The organism is Kitasatospora sp. NPDC086009 (assembly GCF_044540385.1).
GTDB lineage: Bacteria > Actinomycetota > Actinomycetes > Streptomycetales > Streptomycetaceae > Kitasatospora.
The window spans coordinates 312961-332895 of record NZ_JBITSA010000002.1; the positions used below are offsets into that span (position 1 = coordinate 312961).

Genomic DNA, 19935 nt, shown 5'->3' on the forward strand with positions numbered 1-19935 from the left:
ACATAGGTGGACCGGTCTACATATTCGACCCGACTCAGCGGCGACGACGGGCCTGCCAGACCGCACCGGCGGCCAGGGCGGCGACCAGGACGCCCCCGGCGATCAAGCCGATGTCGGCGCCGCTGCCGTGGTCACCGTCGGCCGAGCCGCCCCCGGAACCGTCACCGGCACCGTTCGCGGCCGGTTTGTTCGCCGCGCCGAGCTGGTCGCCGCAGCCGGCCTTCGGATAGCCGGCGATGGCACAGAGCAGGCCGTTGGTGTCGTATCGCAGTGGTGGGGCGACGGCCGCCAGGACCTCGGCCGAGTTGGCACCGGTGGGCACGACCGCACAGGCCGTGCGGAGTCCGGGCGGGGTCTCGCCGGGGGAGTCGGCGGCGGTGCCGAAGTCCAGGACCACGGCGACGCGTTTGCGCCCCGGCTGTTCGGCGGTACCGCCGCAGGTGGTGGCGAAGTCCCCGGCGGCACCGGGCCGGGCGGCCTCCCGGCCGCCGTCGGGGCTGACGGCGAAGCGCCACCCGTCCACGCCCCCGTCCTGCGGCACGTACACGGCCGGGCCCTGCTGCTGGTAGCCCCAGGCGCCGTCGGACCACTTCCAGAACGACCAGTACCGGTACCCGGCGGCCTGCGCGGGCGCCGCGCCGATGACCAGCAGGATCAGCACCCCGGCGATCAGTCCGGCGAGGAACCGGACGACCGCAGCCACCACCCGCCGACGCCGCTGGGGGTCGGCACAGGCCCGCCCGGCACGAACAGCACCGGCGCGACCAGCACCAGCGCGACCCGCACCGGCACGACCGACACCGGCATCGGCGGCGTCGGCGTCGGCGGCGCGGGCGGTGGTCCGGGGGGTGCCGGGGGTGGTCACAGCTTCTGGCCCCGCTTGCGCTGCAGGCTCAGCAGCAGCCCGCCGCCGATGCCGATCAGCAGGCCGACGCCGATCACCCACCACTGGCCGAAGCCGCCGTCCTTCTTCTTCTCGGCCGGCGCCGAGGAGGCAGGGGCGGAGGCCGCGCCGGTCGCCTTGGGCGCCGGGCCCAGCGCCGTCAGCTGCCCGACCAGGTCGCCGCCGAACGCGGCGGGGTCCCGCTGGGCGGCCTGGGCGACCAGCAGCAGGGTGGCGGTGGCCGAGGCGTCGGTGCCGCCCTTGGTCCAGGTGCCGCCCTCCTTGGCCAGCCAGTCCACCGCGCCGGTCGCCTGCTGCGGGTGCCCGCTCTGGATCAGGCCGAGCGCGGCCCAGGCGGTGGCGGTGTAGTCGGGGGTCGGGGCGGCCCCGGGAAGGGTCAGCGTCAGGTGCTGGTCACCGGCCGCGAGCTGGGCGGTGAGGTAGGCCCCGGCCGCCTCGGCGGAGTCCGCGCGCGCCACGAGCGGTTCCGTGGAGCCGTTCGCGCAGGGCAGGGCCTTGGGCGCGGCGTCGGTCCGGTTGGTGTTGGTGACCGGAAGCTTCCCGCCCGCCGCGGCGAGCGTGGCCTGGGCACTGGCCAGGGCGTTCGGGGCGAGCGCGCCGGCCGGGTCGGGCTGGTAGGCGAAGGCCCCGCGCTGGTCGGCGGGGGCGGCGCAGCCGAGCTGGAAGAGCGCCAGCCCGTCGTAGGCGCTCCGGCCAGCCTTGGCGACGGCCGCCGGGTCCAGCTTGGCGGCGAGCAGGGCGTTCACGGCCAGGCCCGTGGAGTTGGCGTCACCGGGGCTGCCGGGGTTGTAGGGCCAGCTGCCGTCCGCGTTCTGGTTGGCCTTGAACCACTGGACGCCCTTGTCGACGGAGTCCTGGTGGCCGCCGAGCGCGACCAGGGCCTGGACGGCGACGGCGGTGGCGTTGCTGTCCTCGGTCTTGGGGTCGCACGCGGCGGAGGCGTCCGCGCGGTAGGACGGCCAGCCGCCGTCCGCGCACTGCTGGCCGGTGAGCCAGGAGACGGCGGAGTCGGCCGGGGTCACCTTGGCGCCCGCCAGCGCGGTGAGGGCGAGGGACTGGCGCCACACGCCGTCGTACGTCGGGTCGCCCTTGCCGTAGAGGCCCTCGGGGACGGGCGCGGTGGCGCCGGCCGAGGGGCTGTCGGCGAGGGCCGGTGCGGCGGCGGCGCCGGCCAGCAGGGCGGCGGACAGGGCTGCGGCGCCCAGGCGGGCGGCGGTGAGCATGGTGGGGTTGAGCCTTTCGATGAGCGGTGGGGTGGCCCGGGTGGGCCGTTCCGTAGACCTCGACGGTGCCGGGCACGGGGTGCCCGGCATGGCCGCTCGCCTCTCTCCGGGCACTCCGACTGCCCCGGCCGTCCAGCGCCGGGCTCACGGTTGCGGGTCAGTGCCGGATTCGCACCGGCTTTCCCCGGAGGAGAAGCGGGATGGAGTTGTCCTGCCCGTCGACTTTAGCCGCCGCGACCGTGACCGCCGTGCCTCCGGTCGCCGCGCGGAGGAGTCGGGGCGCCAACCGCGCCCGGACCCCGGAGCCACCCCGGCCCCGAACCCACCCGAGCCCCGGAATTACCAACCCCGACCAACCCCGACCCACCCCGACCGATCCCGCCCGCGCCCCGAGAACAGGTTCCACTTCCCCGCCCCTTCCCCGCCCCGCCCGCGGGCGCGCGCTCAGGGCAGCGTGAGCAGCCGCGCGGCGGTGTGCAGATCGGCGCGGACCTCGGCGATCGAGGCCCGCCCGGAGAGCCAGGAGACCAGCGCCGAGTGCCAGGTGTGCTCGATCACCCGGACGGCCGCACGCTGGCTCTCGGTCGGCGGCCCGGACTGGCCGATCGCGTCCAGGATCAGCTGCCCGGTGGCCGAGCTCACCTGGTCCACCTCGGCGCTCACCGAGCGGTCGGCGAACGACAGCGCCCGCACCATCGCCTCGGCCAGCAGCGGTTCGCGCTGGAGCGCGTGGAACGCCCGGGTGAGCGTCTCGGCGACCCGCGAGGCCGCGTCCTGCTCGGCCGGCGGGTGCCGTCGGACCTGCTCCTGGAGGCCCTGCAACTGCTCCAGCATGACCGCGACCAGCAGATGGACCTTGGACGGGAAGTACCGGTACAGGGTGCCGAGCGCCACCTGCGCGCCCTCCGCGACCTCCCGCATCTGCACCGCCTCGTACCCGCCGCGGGCGGCCAGCCCGGTCGCGGCCCGCAGGATCCGCCGCCGCCGTTCGGCCTGGCGGGCGGTCAGCGGCGGGTCGGCGGACTGCCCGGCGGGCCCGGCGGGGCCGGGGGCGGCGGCGGGCACGGAGGTGACGGGCGGTGGCAAGGGTGCTCCCGGGGCGCGAGAGTGACGGGGGGTGCTCCGGTCGGTCCGGCGGACGCTCCGGCAGTGCTCCGGCGTGGCGTGAATCACCAGCCCTGGCATCTGAGGAGAAGCTACGGGCCGGTATCTTCGAGGTCTCTCATTGTTCACATGGTCACGGGCGAACTCCACACCGCACTGAAACCTGATCTACTTTAGCGACCGGCAGCACAGACTTCAGCAAGGACGGGAGCCGACGATGACCGCGCAGCCGCTGCGGATTGCCCTGCTGTCGTACCGCGGCGACCCGTTCTGCGGCGGCCAGGGCGTCTACGTACGGCACCTCTCCCGCGAGCTGGCGCGCCTCGGCCACCACGTGGACGTGATCGGCTCCCAGCCCTACCCCGTCCTGGACGAGGTCGAGGGCCCCGGCTCGGTCCGCCTGGTCGAGCTGCCCAGCCTGGACCTCTACCGCGCCGACGACCCGTTCCGCACCCCGGGGCTCGCCGAGTACCGGGGCCCGGTGGACCTGCTGGAGTTCGCCACCATGCGCACCGGCGGCTTCCCCGAGCCGCTGACCTTCTCGCTGCGCGCCCGTCAGTACCTCGCGCTGCACAAGGGCCGCTACGACGTGGTGCACGACAACCAGACCCTCGGGTACGGGCTGCTCGGCCTCGCGCGGCACGGCTTCCCTCTGGTGACCACGATCCATCACCCGATCACCGTGGACCGGCAGCTGGAGCTGGACGCGGCGCCGAGCCTGGCCCGCCGGCTGTCGCTGCGCCGCTGGTACGCGTTCACCCGGATGCAGCGCCGGGTGGCCGCCCGGCTGGACAGCATCATCACCGTCTCCGGCACCTCGAAGCGCGAGATCGCCGAGCACCTGGGCGCCTCGCCGGGCGCCGTCTCGGTGGTGCCGATCGGCGCCGACACCCGGCTCTGGTCGCCGTCCGAGCGGGTCGCCCGGGTGCCCGGCCGGATCGTCACCACCTCCAGCGCCGACGTCCCGCTCAAGGGCCTGGTCCACCTGGTCGAGGCGCTGGCCAAGGTCCGCACCGAGCGGGACGCGCACCTGGTCGTGGTCGGCAAGCCGCAGAAGGAGCGGGGGCCGGTCGCCGAGGCGGTGCGCCGCTTCGGGCTGGAGCGGTTCATCGAGTTCCGGCACGGCCTGACCGACGGGGAGCTGGTCGACCTGTACCGCTCGGCCGAGGTGGCCTGCGTGCCGTCGCTGTACGAGGGTTTCTCGCTGCCCGCCGCCGAGGCGATGGCCACCGGTACGCCGCTGGTCGCCACCACCGGCGGGGCGATCCCCGAGGTGGCCGGGCCGGACGGCGAGACCTGTCTCGCGGTGCCGCCGGGCGACGCGGGCGCGCTGGCGGCGGCGCTCGGCCGGCTGCTGGACGATCCGGCGCTGCGTCGCACGCTCGGTGAGGCCGGGCGCGAGCGGGTGCTCGCCCGGTTCACCTGGGAGCGGGCCGCCGCGCTGACCGCCGACAGCTACCGGGCGGCGATCGCCACCGGTGCCGGGCGGCGGGCGCGGTCCGGTCCGGGCTGGCGGTACGTGGCCTGACGGGTCGCCGGACCCGTCCGCGTCGGACCCGCCCCGGGCGGATCCTGCGCTCCGCCGGACTCGGCCGGCCCGGCCGGGACCGGCCCGGCGTCACAAACGTTTGGTACCAGAGGAATGGGAGCCCGCAGTGCTGACCGTTGATTTCTCGCGCTTCCCGCTCGCCCCCGGCGACCGGGTGCTCGACCTGGGCTGCGGCGGGGGGCGGCACGCGTTCGAGTGCTACCGGCGCGGGGCCCGGGTGACCGCCCTCGACCAGAGCGCCGAGGAGATCGCCGAGGTCAAGAAGTGGTTCGCCGCCATGGCGGAGGCCGGCGAGGCTCCGGAGGGCGCGTCGGCGGTCGCGATGGAGGGCAACGCGCTGGCCCTGCCGTTCGAGGACGAGTACTTCGACAAGATCATCATCTCTGAGGTGATGGAGCACATCCCCGACGACAAGGGCGTGCTCAACGAGATGTTCCGGGTGCTCAAGCCCGGTGGGCTGCTGGCCGTCACCGTGCCGCGCTGGCTGCCCGAGAAGATCTGCTGGGCGCTCTCCGACGAGTACCACGAGGTGGAGGGCGGCCACATCCGGATCTACCGGGGCGACGAGCTGCTCGACAAGCTCAAGGACGCCGGTCTGGAGCCGTACGGCACCCACCACGCGCACGCGCTGCACTCGCCCTACTGGTGGATCAAGTGCGCGGTGGGGGTGGACAACGACAAGGCGCTGCCGGTCAAGGCCTACCACCAGCTGCTGGTCTGGGACATCGTCGGCACCCCGGTGATCAGCAAGCTCACCAAGGCCGCCGAGAAGGCCCTCAACCCGGTGATCGGCAAGAGCTTCGTCGCCTACGCCTCCAAGCCGAACCGCGCCGAGCCCGTGGCGGACCTCGTCGAGCCCGCCACCGGCCGCGCCGACGAGGCGGCGGACCGCGCCGACGCCGGGCGGGCGGGCGAGTGACCGCCGCCGTCCCCGAGGCGCTGCTGCTGGACGGGGTGCTCGATGCCGAGCAGGCCGCCCGGACCGTCCGCAGCATCCTCGCCGAGCAGCAGGACGACGGCGCGATACCGTGGTTCACCGGCCACCACCTGGACCCGTGGGACCACACCGAGGCCGCGATGGCCCTGGACACCGCCGGCGAGCACGCCGCCGCCGAGGCCGCCTACCGCTGGCTGGCGGCCCACCAGAACCCCGACGGCTCCTGGTACGCCGCCTACGCGTACGGGCAGGACGTCCCGGACGGCACGGTCTCGGACGCGGCCAAGGAGACCAACTTCTGCGCCTACGTGGCGGTCGGCGTCTGGCACCACCACCTGAGCACCGGGGACGACGCGTTCCTGGACTGGATCTGGCCGGTCGTGCGGCGCGCCCTCGACTTCATCGTCGGCCTGCGGCTGCCGGGCGGTCCGATCTCCTGGCGGGTGGACGAGCACGGCGAGGCGCCCGACGAGGCGCTGCTGACCGGCTCCTCCAGCATCCTGCACGCCCTGCGCTGCGGTCTGGCCGTCGCCGACTACCTGGAGGAGCCGCAGCCCGACTGGGAGCTGGCGGCCGGCCGGCTGCGGCACGCCATCGCGCACCACCCCGAGCGGTTCCTGGACAAGGACCGCTTCTCGATGGACTGGTACTACCCCGTGCTCGGCACCGCGCTGCGCGGCCGGGCCGCGCTGGAGCGGATCGAACGGGAGTGGGACCGCTTCGTCGTCCCCGGCCTCGGCGTGCGCTGCGTCAGCGACCGCCCCTGGGTGACCGGCGGGGAGAGCGCGGAACTGGCCATGGCGCTCTGGGCGGTCGGCGAGTCCGACCGCGCGGTCGAGATCCTGCGCTGGATCCAGAAGCACCTGCGGCACAGCGACGGCTCGTACTGGACCGGCTACGTCTTCGAGGACGACGCCATCTGGCCCGAGGAGCGCACCACCTGGACGGCGGGGGCGCTGCTGCTGGCCGTCGCGGCGCTCGGCGGCGACCCGGCCACGGTGACGGTCTTCGGCGGTGACCAGCTGCCCACCGGGCTGGTGGTCCAGGACTGCTGCTGAACGACCGCCGCTGACCCGCCCGCACGCCGCGGCGACGCACGACGAATACGCACGACGAAGGGGCGGGACCGGATCAACTCCGGTCCCGCCCCTTCGTCGTGCGTGGCGGTGTGTCAGCCGCGCTGGATGCCGGTGGTGTCGGCCAGCAAGCCCTGGGAGCCGTCCTGGAGCTGGGCGACCAGCGCGGCACCGCGCTGCTCGACCGCCAGGTACCAGGTGCCCGGAACGAGTTCACCGACCGGGGCGCCGGCCGGGTTGTCCTTCGGGGACAGCTGGCGCGGCGCCGGGACGGCGAACCAGAACGGCGCGAAGTCGGGCGCCGGAGCCTGCTGGGCCTGGGCCGGCTGCGCCTGGGTGGGCGCCGGGGCCTGGTGCGCGGCGGCGTGCTGCGCGGCCTGCTGCTGGGCGGCGTCCTGCGGCTGGCCGGCCTGCGGGGCCGGGTAGCCGTAGCCGCCGGGCTGGCCGCCGAACGCGGGCGACTGCACCTGCTGCGGGTCCTGGCCCGGGGCCGGGTAGCCGTACTGGCCGGGCTGGCCCGGCTGCGGGGCCGGGTAGCCGCCGGGGTAGCCCTGCGGGACGGCCGGCTTGTCGGTGACCAGCGGGGCCTTCAGCGCGGGCACCAGCGGACCGGCCGCGGCGGCACCGGCGAGGACCAGGAGCAAGATGACGGCCAGCCAGGCGCCGAAACCGTGGTCCAGACCCTTCGGGCCACCGCCCAGGGCCCAGATCGAGGTCCAGAGTGCGGCGACGGCGAACGCGATGCCCCACTGGTCCAGCCGCAGGCCGAGCACCTGGCGGGTGGCGGCGGCGGCGCCCTGGAAGCGCTGCACCAGGATCAGCACGGCGGAGAGGATGCCGAGCAGGAAGACCGAGGGCAGCACGGGGAACAGGACGCTGTCCCAGGCGTTCTGCGACGTGTCGCCGCAGTACCTGCCACTGCAGTCCACGGTCCAGTACGGCAGGAAGGAGGCGATGAAGAGCAGGACGGCCGCACCTGCGACGGCGGCGTCTCCCCTGGTGAGAGCGCGCAGATTCACTAACGTTCCCCTCGTTGGTGTGTCGTGGACGGCGGTTATCTCGCGGTCGGCTGACCGGTCCGGAAAACTCTGAACGGACCAGAAGCCTAGGGCCAACCGCCTCGCGGGTGCACAGCGGGCTCGGGAATGGGGCGAAGTCGTTGCAAACTGCGCGCGCCCGGTCCCTTGCTGTCCACCTTACGGCGGCACGGGCCGGGCCGCCCGGGCCGGCTACCGCGTGGTCAGAAAGGCCGTCAGTGCGTCGGCGATCCCCCGGGCGGCCTGCTGGCGCCACTGAGGGTCCGTCATCCTTTTGGCGTCGGTCGAATTGCGCATGTTACCGCACTCGATGAACACCTTGGGCACGGTCGAGAGGTTCAGCCCGCCGAGGTCGGAGCGGGTGTCCAGACCCTGGCTCGCGATGTAGTCGGCGTACGGCTCGCCCGTCGCCGCGTGGAAGCTGTCGCGCAGCAGCAGGCCGAGCCGGTGCGAGGGCGCGACGATCGCGGAGTTGTCCGCCGTGCCCGCGACCACCTTGGCGGGCATGATCACGTGGAACCCGCTGCCGCCGGGCGGGCCGCCGTCCCCGTGCACCGAGACCGCCGCGTCGGCGTGCGCGGTGGCGCCCGCCTTCGCGCGCGCGTCGATGCACGGGCCCCAGGACTGGTCGCCGTCCTGCACCAGGACGACCGTCGCCCCCCGGGCGGTGAGGATCGCGCGGGCCCGGCGGGAGACGTCCAGGGTGTACTCGGCCTCGCTGTACCCGGCGTTGGTGGAGGTGCCGGTGGTGTCGCACTCCTTGCGGGCGTTGCCGATGTCGACCTGACGGTTGATCTCGGTGGTGTGCGCGGCGTTGCCGGGGTTGTGACCGGGATCGAGCAGGACGGTCCGCCCGGCCAGCGCGGTGGCGGACCCGGCGCTCTCCGAGGCCGTCGGAGCGGTCGTCGGGTCGGCTGTCGGAGCGGCCTGGGCGGCCGCCGGCGGGTCGGCCGACGCGGTGGGGGCCCCCGGCGGGGCGGTGTCCGCCGGTGCGGAGAACGGCGCCGCGGAGAACGGCCCCGACGGCGGGGCGGCGGCGGCCCCGGCGGCGTGGGCGGCCCCGGTGTCGTCCCGGCCGCGGTCGGCGACGGCCTGCCAGCCCAGCCAGCCGGCCAGGCAGAGCGGCACCAGGACGGCGGCCACGGTGGTGGTGCGCAGCAGCCGGGAGCGGCGCGGCGGTTCGTCGTGCGGAGCGGCGGTGGTGCGGGTCACGGGTGGTTCAGATCCTGTCCTGGGTGCGCGCGGTCAGGCCGTACGGGTCGGCGATCGCCTTCCACTTCGTCACGAAGTCCCGCTTCGCCTGGGTGGCCTGCGGGTTGAGCTCGTCCGCGTGCTTCTTGTCGGCGGTGTTCGGGGCCGAGCCCGAGCAGCCCTGGGCGGAGACGGCGCGGGCCCAGCTGGCGTACGCCCGGTCGATGTCGGCGGACAGCTGCCAGGCGGACTTCAGCGACTGCACCGCGTCCGCGCCGCCGGGCAGGTCGGTGACGGTCAGCGTGGCGAGCTTGGCGAGCAGCTGGTCGCGCTGCTTGGCGCCGCTGTCGAAGACCTGCACGGCGCTGTCGATGTCGGCCTTGGCGGGGCAGCTGCTCACCTTGGCGACCGCGCTGCCGATCGGCGCCTTCGCGCTCTCGCCCTGGGTCAGCAGCTCGTCCAGGGCCTTGGCCTGCTCCGGCGCGCCCGGCCCGGCCGCGCCGGCGGTCGGGCTCGCGGAGGCGGACGCGGTGTCGCTGGCGGCGGGGCTCGGCGCGCCGGACGATCCGTCGGGGCCCGGCGCGGGCGGCGGGTTCCCGGCCGTGCTCTGGCCGGCGCTCGCGGAGGGAGTCGGGGCGGCGCTCTGGTCGGCCGGGTCGTCCTTGCCCTTCGCGGCCCACAGGATGCCGCCGCCGAGGGCCAGGACGAACAGCAGCGCGAAGGCGATCAGCAGCGGGGCGCGCCGGTTGGCCGGGCGGTCCTCGGCGTCGAGGTCCTCGTAGTCCGCGGCGTAGTCCGGCTGCTGGTACGGCGGGTACTGCTGGGCCGGGTACCCGGGGTACTGCTGGGGGTACGGGCCGGCGTCGTACGGGGGCTGGGCCTGCGGCTGGGCCGGCGGCGGCGGGTAGCCGTAGCCGCCGCCGGCGGGGCCCTGGGGGGCCGCGTGGCCCGGGAAGCCGGACGCGGGCGGCTGCGGTCCGGTGGGCGGGGCGGGGTGGCCCTGGCCACCGGCCAGGTACGGGCGGGCGGCCAGCGGCGGGCCCTGGTCGCCGACGCCGCCCGCCGTGGGCGGCTGCGGCGGGAAGGGCGACGGGCCGGGCGGCTGCGGCGCCTCGCCGGGGCGGCCGGGCGCGGGAGGAACCGGCCGGGCGGCGGCGGGCGGAGCGGCCGGGGGCTGGGCCGCGCCGGGGGCGGGCTGCTGCGGTCCGCGCACCCAGCCGCCGGCGCCGCCGCGCGCGGTCGGATCCCAGACCGCCGGAGCGGTGTTCTGCTGGTCCGTCATTGCTGGCCCCCACCGTCCGCCGGGTCGCTCTGCCTGGTGCTGTGCCGCTGTCGTCGGCGCGCGTGCGCCGCGCGGACACCGTACCGTTCGAACCCCCGCCCGACAGCCCCGGCACGACGTTAGAGCATCCGTGATCGGCTGGGGGCCGGTCCGGCGATCTCGTCGGGCCGCCCCGATGTTCGAGCGCGGCGTTCGAGCGCGGCGTTCGACGGCGGCGCTCGAAGGGCCGGGCCGGGCGGGGCTCCGCGGCCCGGTCGCTCAGCCGCGGGAGCGGCGCAGGACCCGCAGCGAGCCGGTCACCGAGACCTCCTCGAAGCCCTCGGCGAGCGCCCGCAGGTAGACCCGGTACGGCGCCTGGCCGCCGTCCGCCGGGTCGGGGAAGACGTCGTGCACCACCAGCAGGCCCTCGGGGGCCAGGTGGCGGGCCCAGCCCTCGTAGTCGCCGGTGGCGTGCTCGTCGGTGTGGCCGCCGTCGATGAAGACCAGGCCGAGCCGACCGCCCCAGAGCGCCGCGATCTGCGGCGACCGGCCGACCAGGGCGACCACGTGGTCCTCCAGCCCGGCCGCGTGCAGGGTGCGGCGGAACCGGGGGAGCGTGTCCATCCGGCCCACCTCCTGGTCCACCAGCGTCGGGTCGTGGTACTCCCAGCCCGGCTGCTGCTCCTCGGAGCCCCGGTGGTGGTCGACGGTCAGCGCCACCGTGCCCGCCTCCCGGGCGGCGGCGGCTAGGAGGATCGCCGACCGCCCGCAGTAGGTGCCGATCTCCAGCACCGGCAGCCCGGTCCGCCGGGCCGCCGTCAGCGCCGCCGCGTACAGGGCGAGGCCCTCGTCCACCGGCATGAACCCGGTCGCGCCCTCGAAGGCCGCCAGCACCTCGGGTGCGGGGCGCGGGTTCTCCAGGAGGTCGGACATGGTGCAGCTCCCTTGCCGGGTGATTCGGTGCTCGTGCTCGCCGTCGGACCCTACTGGACGGTAGGCCGCGGCGCCCGTCCCGGGCGGATCCTCAGCCGGCCAGCAGGGTGCGCGCGATGCGGACGCGGTGCGGCGCCAGCTCGGCGGCGATGGCGGCGGTCTCGGCGGGCGTCGTCGTGACGGCGGCCGACAGCTCGGGGCCCCGGTCGAGGAGGGCGAGCCGCAGGTGGGTCGGCGGGTGGGTGGGGTCCACCGCGCCCCGCTCCAGGGCGGAGCGGCGCAGCAGGCGCTCGTGCTCCAGCGCAGGGACGTCGGCGGCCTGGTCGCGCAGCCGCTCCCAGAACGCCTCGGGGGCGGCCGCCGGCCGCGTGGACGGCGCCGCCGGGGCGTGCCGCGGACCGCGGCGCGACGCACGGGGCCGGCTCTGCAGCTCCGCGCGTGCCCGGGCCGCCGCCGTCTCCACCGCCTGGCCGAGCAGCAGGGTCCGCAGCAGGCGCCGGGCCGCCCCGGTGGACGCGGTGCGGGCGGCCAGCGTGTCCGCGTGGTACTCGGCCTGCTGCCCGGCGCGCGAGGTCAGCCGGTCGAGCAGCCGGAGCAGCGCCAGCAGCAGCCGGGCGACGCCGCCGAGCAGGACGACGAGGAGCAGGTCGGTGAGCTGGAACAGCAACTGCAGCCCCACCGCGTCCCGGTAGTGGCCGCGCGGACGGGTGAGGTCGTACCAGTGGGCGAGCGCGTGGATCGCCGAACCGAGCCAGAGGCCCTGCCGGTGGTCGCCGTTGACCCGGTGGCCGAACTCGTGCCCCAGCAGGGCGATCCGCTCCTGCTCGCCGAGTACCTCCCAGAGCGGCAGACCCAGGGTGAGCACCGACCGTCGGCGCAGCCCGACCGCCCCCATGCTCGCGTTGAACGCGCCGTCGACCCGGATCACGCCGACCGGCCCGGCGCCCACCTCGGCGGCGACGCGGTCCGCCAGGCCGTAGAGGGCGGGCGCCTCGGCACGGTCCAGCACGCCCTCGCCGCGCGGGGTCCGGCCGAGCCGGGGCCGGAGCAGGACCACCAGGCCGAGCACGGCCGCGCCCAGACAGCGGAGCGGGGTGTTGCCGGTGACGAGCAGCCACAGGCCCCAGCCGCACAGGGCCGCGGTGGTCAGGTGGACCACGCCGGCGATGACCGAGGCGGCCAGCCAGGCCCGCTGCCCGACGGTGGCCGGCCGACCGGCCGCGATGTCCTCGTAGAGCCGGTCGGTCCGGGCCGTCGCGGCCGCCGCGTGCCGGGCGGCCGCGACGGCCCGGCGGGTGGCGGCGGGCGCGTCCGCCGGCTCGGGGGACAGGTTCCATTCGCACTGCGGACACCAGACGGCGAACCGGGGGTCGGCGTCGACGGGGGCGGCGCAGCGCGGGCAGTCCTGCGGTGCGGCGCCGGTGGCGGCGGGTGCGTCCGGGGCGGTGGCGGTGGGCGTGGCCCCGGTGGGCGTGGGTCTGACGGGTGTGGACACGGCGGGTGATCATGCCAGGGGCGCGGCGCCGGAGGCCAACCGTGTCACGGGCCGGTACTCCAGGGGCGAATGGAACGTGTTCTACTCCGCCCGGGCGCGTCGTGCCAGAATCGGCCCCGACCACCGACCGAGGCGAACCGGGAGCAAGCTCCATGCGCGCAGCCATCCTGCACAAGACCGGCCAGGACACGCTCGACGTCCGCGACGACGTGGTCGCGACCGGCTTCGGCCCCGGCAAGGTGAGGGTCCGCCTGCGGGCCGCCAGCCTCTGCCACTCGGACCTGTCGGCGATGAGCGGCGTCCTGCCGCAGCCCGCGCCGTTCGTTCCCGGCCACGAGGGCGCCGGCGACGTGGTGGAGGTCGGCGAGGGCGTGGCCGACGTCCGGGTCGGCGACCGCGTCGTGCTCTGCTGGATGGCGCCCTGCGGCCGCTGCGCCCACTGCGAGCGCGGGCGGGGCCACCTCTGCGTCGCGAGCCTGCGCCGGCTCGGCGCGCCGGGCTTCCGGTTCGGCGGCGACGACGTCTCGGGGGCGCCGGTGGAGGCCTCCGGCTTCTACGGCACCGGCGCGTTCGCCGAGGAGGTGGTGGTCGACCGCGACGCCGTCATCACCGTCCCCGCCGACCTGCCCTACGAGCTGGCCGCGCTGATCGGCTGCGGGGTGACCACCGGCATCGGCGCCGCCGTGCACACCGCCCGGGTCGAGCCCGGGGCCTGCGTCGCGGTGATCGGCGCGGGCGGCGTCGGGATCGCCACCGTGCAGGGCGCCCGGGTCTGCGGCGCCGGCCGGATCGCCGTGGTGGACCCGGTCGCCTCGCGCCGGGAGCGGGCACTGGCCTTCGGCGCCACGGAGGCGCTGGCACCCGACGAGCTGAAGGCCGCCGCGAAGGCCCTGCCGGGCGGCGGGTTCGACTACGTCTTCGAGGCGGTCGGCCGCTCGGCCACCGTCCGGGCCGGGTACGACGCGGCGCGGCGCGGGGGCGCGGTCGTGGTGATCGGCGCCGGCGCGCAGGACGACCGCGCGCAGTTCACCATGGGCGAGCTCTTCTTCAACGAGAAGCGGCTGCTGCCCTCGCTGTACGGCGGCGCCTCCGTGCCGCGCACCATGGCGCTGGTGGTGGAGCTGTGGCGGGCCGGGCGGATCGACCTCGCGGGCATGGTCACGCACCGGGTCCCGCTGGCGGACGTCAACGAGGCCGTCGCGCAGATGCGGGGCGGCGAGGCGCTGCGCACGGTCGTCACACTGGACTGAGCGGCGCGGGCGTCGGCGGTGGAGCCGGGGCCGCCCGGGAGGCCGCCGTGGCGCGACAGGGCCCGCCGGCGCACGCGGCGGGCCCTGTCACGAAGGACGGCGGGGCTGCGTCAGCCCCGCGCGGCGCCCAGGCCGAGGCGGTGCCGGCCGTGCGGATCGGCCTCGGGCCTGTCGTCGGGGGCGGAGGGGCCCCGGTGGCGACCGTGCGACGCGCTGTCCCCGGCCGTGGTCCCGTCGGCGTCGGTCCCGGTGATCGCGGGTCCGGTGGTGTCGGTGAGGGTGTCGGACATCAAAATCGTCTTCCGTGCGAGGGGCGGGTGGTTCGGCGCCGGCTGGCACCGCGGACGCGGTCGGGCGCGTGACCGGGCGCCTGGACCGCGCCAGGGCCGGTGATCACGGCCCGCGCCCCGGCCACCCTAACGGCCGGAACGGGCGGGATCCTATCGAGATCACGAGGGGCACCCGGGGAGCGGTACGGGCGCTCGGTGTGTTCCCGGGACGGCCTCCATCCGCCGTCCCGGGTACCGCCCCGGGCCATCGGGCCGGGAGTCTGTGAGATCGGGCGGCTAGCCCGGCCGACCGGTGCGCAGGAAGCCGGCCAGCAGCTCGTGCAGCACGGCCGCGCCCTCCTCGGCCAGCACCTCGTGTCCGGCCCCGGCCGCCTCGACGTACCGGAAGTCGGCGCCCTCGGTACGTCCGATCCGCAGCAACTCGTGGCGCAGCGCGCGGGACTGGCTCACCGGGACGACCTCGTCCCGGTCGCCGTGCACCATCAGCAGGGGTGCGCGGAGCCGGTGCGCGAGCTGGAGGACGTCGCGCGGGCCGCGGGCGTCGGCGATCGACTCGCCGCCGCCCAGCCGGGTGGTCAACGCCCTGACCGGGGTGGCCGCTTCGGCCAGCAGTCGGGCGCCGGACAGGAACGGTGCGACCACCGCGCAGCGCGCGACCTGCTCGGCGGGCGCGTGCGCGGCCGCCAGCAGGGCGAGGAACGCGCCGTAGCTGACGCCGAACAGGGCCGGTGGCTCCAGGCCGAGGGCGGCGCGCTGGCCCGCGATGCCGTCCAGCAGGTACAGGACATCGTCGAGGTCCGGCCCGCCCCAGGCGCCGCGGATGGCCAGCGCGTGCGCCACCCCGTAGCCGGTGGAGCCGCGCTGGTTCGGCGCGATCACGGCCAGGCCGCCGGCCGCCATCCGCTGCAGGGCGGGGTCGAACTCCAGCCGCCAGGCGTCGGCCGGGCCGCCGTGCAGGGCGAGGACCAGGTGCGGGCTGCTCAGCCAGGCGTCCCCGCCGTACACCACGGCCTCCAGCGGACCGGCCGGTCCGGCCAGTTCGATGCTCTGCGCGGAGTGCCAGCGCCCGCCGTCGCCCGGCGGGGTGCTGCCGTCCAGCTGCCAGCCGGCGGGTGAGCCGCGGGAGGCCCGCGATCCGCCGGCCTGCCACGGCAGGGCGGCGTCCCGCCAGGGGCCGGGCAGACCGGAGCCGAGTGGCGCCAACTGCAGGGGCAGCGGCACCGGTCCGGGCGCCGCCGCGATCGGACCGTGCGCCAGCAGTGTGTCCACGTCCAGGGTGGCCAGGGCGGCCGGGTGTTCGGGCGAGGAGTACGGCATGCGCAGCCCCGCGTCCGACCAGTGCCCGACCGCGCCGAGCCGCCCGGGCGGCACCGGCAGCGGGTCCAGCCGCCCGGCGGCCGGCCGCCACACGGCCAGCGCGGAGCCGGCGCCGTGGTCGATCTGGACGACCACCCGGGCCCCGTCCGGGGTGGTGCGCAGTGCCACCGGCCGCAGGAACATGCCCGCCACGTACAGGCATTCGGGGAACCGCAGCGGCTCGCCGCCGCCGAGCAGGCCCCAGCCCAGCCGGTCGGTGCCGGGGGCGTCGCTGCGCACCATCGCGAAGCGGGTCTCCGGGTCGTACAGGACCAGCCGGTCGTTGCTGCGCTCGCCGATCTCCAGCAGCGGGGTGACCGTGCCGGTGCGCAGGTCCAGTACGACGGTGCGCACGACGCCCGCGTCGACCCGGTCGAGCGCCAGCAGGGCTCCGGTGCGGTCCAGCCAGACGCCGCCGCCGTGCAGGCCGGGGATCTCGGCGACCTGCCGGGGCTCGGCGCCGTCGGCGTACACCAGCCAGACGGTGGTGCCGGGCCGGGTGTCGGTGCCGAGCGCCAGCGCGACCGGGGTGCGGGTGCCGTCGGGCGGTGTGGCCGCGGGGAGCGGCAGCAGCCGCATCCCGGGCCGCCTGAGGGTGGCCAACGGCCTTTCCACGGTGACCGGTTCGCTGCCCGGCGCGGCGGCGGAGAGCGTCACCAGGTCGTGCCGCTCGCCGTCGTGCCGGCAGACCAGCACCGAACCGTCCGGCAGGGCGACCAGCTGGCAGCGCAGGCTCTCGGCGCGGTTGCCGGGCAGGGTCAGGGCGGTCGGTGCGGCCGGACCGGAGGCCGGCAGGGACCAGCTCTCGGCGTACCAGCCGCCGTCGGCCGCAGAGGCCAGGCAGGCGGCGTGGCTGCCGTCGGTGGCGAAGGTGAAGCTGAGGCGGCGCAGGGCCTGCGTCGCGGAGCGGACGGCCACGTTCACGAGGTGCTCACCCCGTCGGATCCGGGGGGCGGTCCGCCGGCCCGGGTGGGCGGCACCGGGTCCACCCAGAGCCGGGGGCCGCCGTGCCGCAGGCGCAGCAGGAAGGCCAGCGCGCCCGCCGTCCCGGTGCCGTACGCGGCCGCGCAGCCGGTGCCGGTCTCGTCGGGCAGCACCAGCAGCCCGTCGCGGAGCGCTGATCTGGCGGCGATCAGCTGGGCCAACTCCTCAGCCCCGGAGCGGAATTCCGGCTCGCCGGTGGCGGCGGCCAGGTCCAGCAGGTACTCGCCGTTGCCGGCCAGGCCGTGGCAGGCGCTGACGCCGCAGTGCCAGCGCCCGGCCAGCACGGCCCGGCCGGCGGCGAGCGCGAGTTCGTGCGCGGTCTCGTCACCGGTGGCCTGCCAGAGCCGGAGCAGGAACGTCCCCGCGCCGGAGGATCCGCTGCACCAGTGCGCCAGCCGGACGTGCTCCGGGTCGCCCGCGCCCTGTGGCCACCAGGCCGTCGGGCGGATGTCGGCCCGGTCACCGTTCCCGGCCACCGCCGCCTCGCCGTACCACCCGTCGTTCGGTCCGTCGAACGGCCCGCGGTGCTGTCCGCCGTACTGTCCGCCGTGCTCCCGCCGGACGGTGGCGGCGAGCGTGCGCCCGGCCTCGGCCGCGCCGTCGAGCAGAGCCCGGTCGCCGGTGGCCCCGGCGGCGGCCAGCAGGAAGGCGCCGACGCCCGCGACCCCGTGGGCGAACCCGAGGTGGGTGATCCCGGCGAGCGCCGAGTCGAACTCCTTCGGCACCGGCCAGACCACCCCCTCCGGCGTGGGCCGGGCGGCGGCCAGCAGGCCGTGCCCGCAGCGGGCGGCCCGGGCGAGGAACTCCCCGGCCACCCCGGGTGCGGCCGTCCGGGGGTCGGCGGCGAAGCGCAGCTGGAGGAAGCCCGCGCCGGCCGCGCCGTGGCACACGTCCGGGTTCGGCCACTCGACGGCTATCCGGCGGGCGAGCCCGGCGGCGCGTCCGGCGAGGGCGTCGTCGGCCAGCGCCTCGGCGGCGTCCAGCAGGGCCCAGGCGGCGCCCGAGCGCCCGAAGTGCAGACCCGGCAGCACGACCGGCTCGGCGGCGCACCGGCGCTCGATCCACTCGACGGCCGTCCGCGCCGTCCGGCGGGACTCCTCGCTGACCTCGGCGGGCAGGCCGTCCGCCACGGCGGCCCGGGCGAGCAGGGCGAGGACGCCGGCGGCGCCGTGCTGCACGTTGCACGGGTCGGACCACTGCCCGGCGGGTACGGCGGGCCAGAGCCGGTCCCGCCGCAGCGGGGTGGCGGTGAGGGCGAGGTGGCGCAGCCCGTCGTGCAGCACCCGGTCGACCAGGGCGGTGGGGCCGGTGCGGCCGTCCGCCGGGCCGTCCGCCGGGCCGTCCGCCGGGCCGTCCGCCGGGCCGTCCGCCGAGGCTGCGGCGCCCCGGTCCGCCGGCGCGTCGGCCGCACCCGTCACGTCGGCCGTGCCCGCCGGTCCCGCAGCGGCCGTGCTCCCCGCGCCCGGGTCGTCCGGGGCGCCCGTCAGGGCGTACCGCACCCGGGAGAGGCTCCAGCGCCGCTCCGGCTCCTGCGCCCGCAGCCCGAGCACCACCGGCGCGAGCCGCCGCGCGGTGGCGCCCGAGCGGGCGGCGAGGGCCAGCCAGCGGCCGAGACGGTCGGCGACCGGCCGGGCCCGCGGCAGGTCCTCGGGCAGCAGCGGGTCGTGACCGGTGGCGAGCAGGAAGAACAGCCCGCCGAGCGCGTACAGGTCGACCGCCGGCTCGGCCACGCAGGTGCCCTCCCGGACGGTGCGGCCGGCGCCCAGGGCGTCCCTGCCGAGCGAGTCCCTGCTGAGCGAGTCCCTGCCGAGCGAGTCCCGCCCCGACCGGCCCGCGCCCGCCGGGTCGAAGGAGTCCGGGACCAGGGCGAGGCGCCCCGGCCCCTGTTCGGGGGCCCGGTAGCCGGGGGTGCCGGCCGAGCCCGCCGCCCGGCCCGCCTCGGCGGCGAGCTCCAGGTCGACCAGCCGCAGCGACCCGTCCGGCCGTACCAGTACGTTGCCGGGGGAGAGGTCGCGCAGGACCAGCCCCAGCCCGTGCACCCGCTCGACCAGGTCGAGCAGGGCGTGCGCCAGCGGTCCGGCCTCGGCCCAGTCCACGTCGGGGCTGCCGTCCCGGCGCAGCCGGGCCGCCACCCAGCTGCCGAGCGGCTGCCCGGTGATGCGTTCCTGCACCAGGAACAGCGAGTCGTCCTGCTCGATCAGCTCGACCGGTCGCGGCGCCAGGCCCTGCCCCTCCAGCCGCGTCAGCAGCGCGGCCTCGTGCCGCAGCGCCGCCCGGGCGTCGGTGCCGGCCCGGTCCACCTCGATGTGCGCGCGGGCCTGCTTGACCACCACCTCGGCGCCGCCGTCGGTGTCCCGGCCCAGGAAGACGCCGCCCTTGGCGCTGTGCCGGATCGCCCCGGTGACGGCGTACCGTCCGGCCAGCAGCACCCCGCCGGTGCCGCGCCGGGGCGCCGCCGGCCGGGTCGCCCCGGGTCCGCGCCCCGGCGCCGTGTCGTCCCGCGGGGGAGCCGCCGGCCCCTCGGCCAGCGGGTCGCGCGCCCACGGCGGGCAGCCGTACGAGGCTCCGCGCACGTCCTCGACCCGCTCGCCGCCCGGCCCGCGCAGCATCGACCGGTAGCCGCCGTCGTTCCCCAGCTCGGCGCGGGCCGCGAAGGCGCCGTAGCGGTAGTGCACCCGGCTGCCCGGCCGGTAGGGGCGGTCGGAGAGCACCACCGGCCCGGGCAGGCCTGCGGTGGCCCGGTGCAGCGCTGCTGCCAGCCGCCGGAACTGCTCCGCGTCCGCCGGATAGACGGTGATGAACTTGCCCGCCGAACCCCGGTCGCTGTTGCGCGAGTTGATCTCGTGCAGCTGTTCCGGTCCGGCGGCGAACTTGAAGGTGCACGGGTCACCGGCCAGTACCCCGGTGACGGCGGTCAGGACGGCGCGGCCGACCGCCGACGCCGCGCTGACATGGATCTTCCAGCCCTCGTCGGCCAGTTCCGCCGCGGCCGGCCCGGCCGTGCACCAGAAGCCCTCGACGGTGACCTCCCAGTCCCCGTCGCCTCCCCGGCCCCCGGCGCCGGCCAGTGCCGCCCGCGCCACCTCCGGCCACCCGCCGGCCGCATCCGGCCGGTGGCCCGCCGATCCGTTCCCTCCGGCCGTACGCAGCGATGTGCCCGCCCCCATCCGCATTCACATCCCTTCGTCTCGGCCGGCGCCCGCCGGTGCCCACTGCTCCGGCACCGCGCGACGCACGCCGGCGGCCTGATCGGTCTCTCGGAAGTACGGGAGCGCGGCCGTGCCGCGTCCGCCGCGGGCCGGTCCGACCTGGCCCGCATCCCGGCCGAGTGCCCTTCCGGATCCC

General features: G+C 76.7%; 15 protein-coding genes and 1 riboswitch. Of the genes, 4 read left to right on the forward strand and 11 right to left on the reverse strand.

The genetic code is table 11. The annotated features are described in order from the left end of the window. Positions 1–34: 34 nt before the first annotated feature. The 3 genes from ACIF6L_RS07095 to ACIF6L_RS07105 all read right to left on the reverse strand — a co-directional run bounded on the left by ACIF6L_RS07095 (position 35) and on the right by ACIF6L_RS07105 (position 3213). Positions 35–706, reverse strand: a complete 672-nt coding sequence (locus tag ACIF6L_RS07095; RefSeq protein WP_396486953.1) for an SCO2322 family protein — start codon at positions 704–706, stop codon at positions 35–37. 155 nt (positions 707–861) lie between these two features. Beyond that, complete coding sequence (locus tag ACIF6L_RS07100; protein ID WP_359839476.1) at positions 862–2127, reverse strand: hypothetical protein; 1266 nt, start codon at positions 2125–2127, stop codon at positions 862–864. Between the two features lie 108 nt (positions 2128–2235). Beyond that, positions 2236–2312, reverse strand: a riboswitch (cobalamin riboswitch). Positions 2313–2571: 259 nt separating this feature from the next. Further along, positions 2572–3213 carry a TetR family transcriptional regulator gene (locus ACIF6L_RS07105; RefSeq protein ID WP_396486952.1) on the reverse strand — a complete coding sequence of 214 codons (642 nt, stop codon included), beginning with the start codon at positions 3211–3213 and terminating at the stop codon, positions 2572–2574. A gap of 235 nt (positions 3214–3448) precedes the next feature. On the opposite strand from ACIF6L_RS07105, the gene ACIF6L_RS07110 reads away from it, so the two are divergent. From ACIF6L_RS07110 to ACIF6L_RS07120, 3 genes are all read left to right on the forward strand, one after another. Next, positions 3449–4759: a glycosyltransferase family 4 protein gene (locus ACIF6L_RS07110; protein WP_352289552.1), complete on the forward strand. Its 1311-nt coding sequence runs from the start codon at positions 3449–3451 to the stop codon at positions 4757–4759. A 127-nt stretch (positions 4760–4886) separates the two neighbouring features. Continuing rightward, positions 4887–5699 (forward strand): class I SAM-dependent methyltransferase, encoded by an 813-nt coding sequence (locus ACIF6L_RS07115; protein WP_329487415.1) that lies wholly within the window; start codon positions 4887–4889, stop codon positions 5697–5699. Further along, a complete protein-coding gene (locus ACIF6L_RS07120) occupies positions 5696–6775 on the forward strand; it encodes a prenyltransferase (protein ID WP_396486951.1) in 1080 nt (359 codons plus the stop codon). Before ACIF6L_RS07115 ends, ACIF6L_RS07120 begins: the two co-directional genes overlap by 4 nt. Positions 6776–6888: 113 nt before the next feature. On the opposite strand, the gene ACIF6L_RS07125 is transcribed toward ACIF6L_RS07120, so the two are convergent. The 5 genes from ACIF6L_RS07125 to ACIF6L_RS07145 form a co-directional block, all read right to left on the reverse strand. Next, the gene (locus tag ACIF6L_RS07125; protein WP_396486950.1) at positions 6889–7812 is read right to left on the reverse strand and encodes a hypothetical protein; all 924 of its coding nucleotides are present in this window, start codon (positions 7810–7812) and stop codon (positions 6889–6891) included. 210 nt (positions 7813–8022) lie between these two features. Next, positions 8023–9042, reverse strand: a complete 1020-nt coding sequence (locus ACIF6L_RS07130) for an N-acetylmuramoyl-L-alanine amidase (protein ID WP_396486949.1) — start codon at positions 9040–9042, stop codon at positions 8023–8025. A gap of 7 nt (positions 9043–9049) precedes the next feature. Further along, positions 9050–10303 (reverse strand): hypothetical protein, encoded by a 1254-nt coding sequence (locus tag ACIF6L_RS07135; RefSeq protein ID WP_396486948.1) that lies wholly within the window; start codon positions 10301–10303, stop codon positions 9050–9052. A 258-nt stretch (positions 10304–10561) separates the two neighbouring features. Further along, positions 10562–11215, reverse strand: coding sequence for a class I SAM-dependent methyltransferase (locus ACIF6L_RS07140; protein ID WP_329487410.1), 654 nt, complete (start codon positions 11213–11215; stop codon positions 10562–10564). 91 nt (positions 11216–11306) lie between these two features. Then, positions 11307–12710 (reverse strand): M48 family metalloprotease, encoded by a 1404-nt coding sequence (locus ACIF6L_RS07145; protein ID WP_396486947.1) that lies wholly within the window; start codon positions 12708–12710, stop codon positions 11307–11309. 152 nt (positions 12711–12862) lie between these two features. Here ACIF6L_RS07145 and ACIF6L_RS07150 point away from each other — a divergent pair, with 152 nt between their 5' ends. Beyond that, positions 12863–13960 carry an alcohol dehydrogenase catalytic domain-containing protein gene (locus ACIF6L_RS07150; protein ID WP_359802827.1) on the forward strand — a complete coding sequence of 366 codons (1098 nt, stop codon included), beginning with the start codon at positions 12863–12865 and terminating at the stop codon, positions 13958–13960. Between the two features lie 110 nt (positions 13961–14070). Here the strand turns inward: ACIF6L_RS07150 and ACIF6L_RS07155 are convergent, their stop codons facing one another. The 3 genes from ACIF6L_RS07155 to ACIF6L_RS07165 form a co-directional block, all read right to left on the reverse strand. Beyond that, positions 14071–14250, reverse strand: a complete 180-nt coding sequence (locus ACIF6L_RS07155; RefSeq protein WP_396486946.1) for a hypothetical protein — start codon at positions 14248–14250, stop codon at positions 14071–14073. 276 nt (positions 14251–14526) lie between these two features. Next, complete coding sequence (locus ACIF6L_RS07160) at positions 14527–16530, reverse strand: alpha/beta hydrolase family protein (RefSeq protein ID WP_396486945.1); 2004 nt, start codon at positions 16528–16530, stop codon at positions 14527–14529. Next, positions 16527–19673 (reverse strand): lanthionine synthetase LanC family protein, encoded by a 3147-nt coding sequence (locus tag ACIF6L_RS07165; RefSeq protein ID WP_396486944.1) that lies wholly within the window; start codon positions 19671–19673, stop codon positions 16527–16529. The genes ACIF6L_RS07160 and ACIF6L_RS07165 overlap by 4 nt, the downstream gene beginning before the upstream one ends. Positions 19674–19935 lie beyond the last annotated feature (262 nt).

What these genes read in the sequence shown, in the direction of transcription:
- ACIF6L_RS07155 (WP_396486946.1), bottom strand. Translation starts at nt 14,250, where the DNA reads ATGTCCGACACCCTCACCGACACCACCGGACCCGCGATCACCGGGACC.
- ACIF6L_RS07135 (WP_396486948.1), bottom strand. Translation starts at nt 10,303, where the DNA reads ATGACGGACCAGCAGAACACCGCTCCGGCGGTCTGGGATCCGACCGCG.
- ACIF6L_RS07140 (WP_329487410.1), bottom strand. Translation starts at nt 11,215, where the DNA reads ATGTCCGACCTCCTGGAGAACCCGCGCCCCGCACCCGAGGTGCTGGCG.
- ACIF6L_RS07150 (WP_359802827.1), top strand. Translation starts at nt 12,863, where the DNA reads ATGCGCGCAGCCATCCTGCACAAGACCGGCCAGGACACGCTCGACGTC.
- ACIF6L_RS07100 (WP_359839476.1), bottom strand. Translation starts at nt 2,127, where the DNA reads ATGCTCACCGCCGCCCGCCTGGGCGCCGCAGCCCTGTCCGCCGCCCTG.
- ACIF6L_RS07110 (WP_352289552.1), top strand. Translation starts at nt 3,449, where the DNA reads ATGACCGCGCAGCCGCTGCGGATTGCCCTGCTGTCGTACCGCGGCGAC.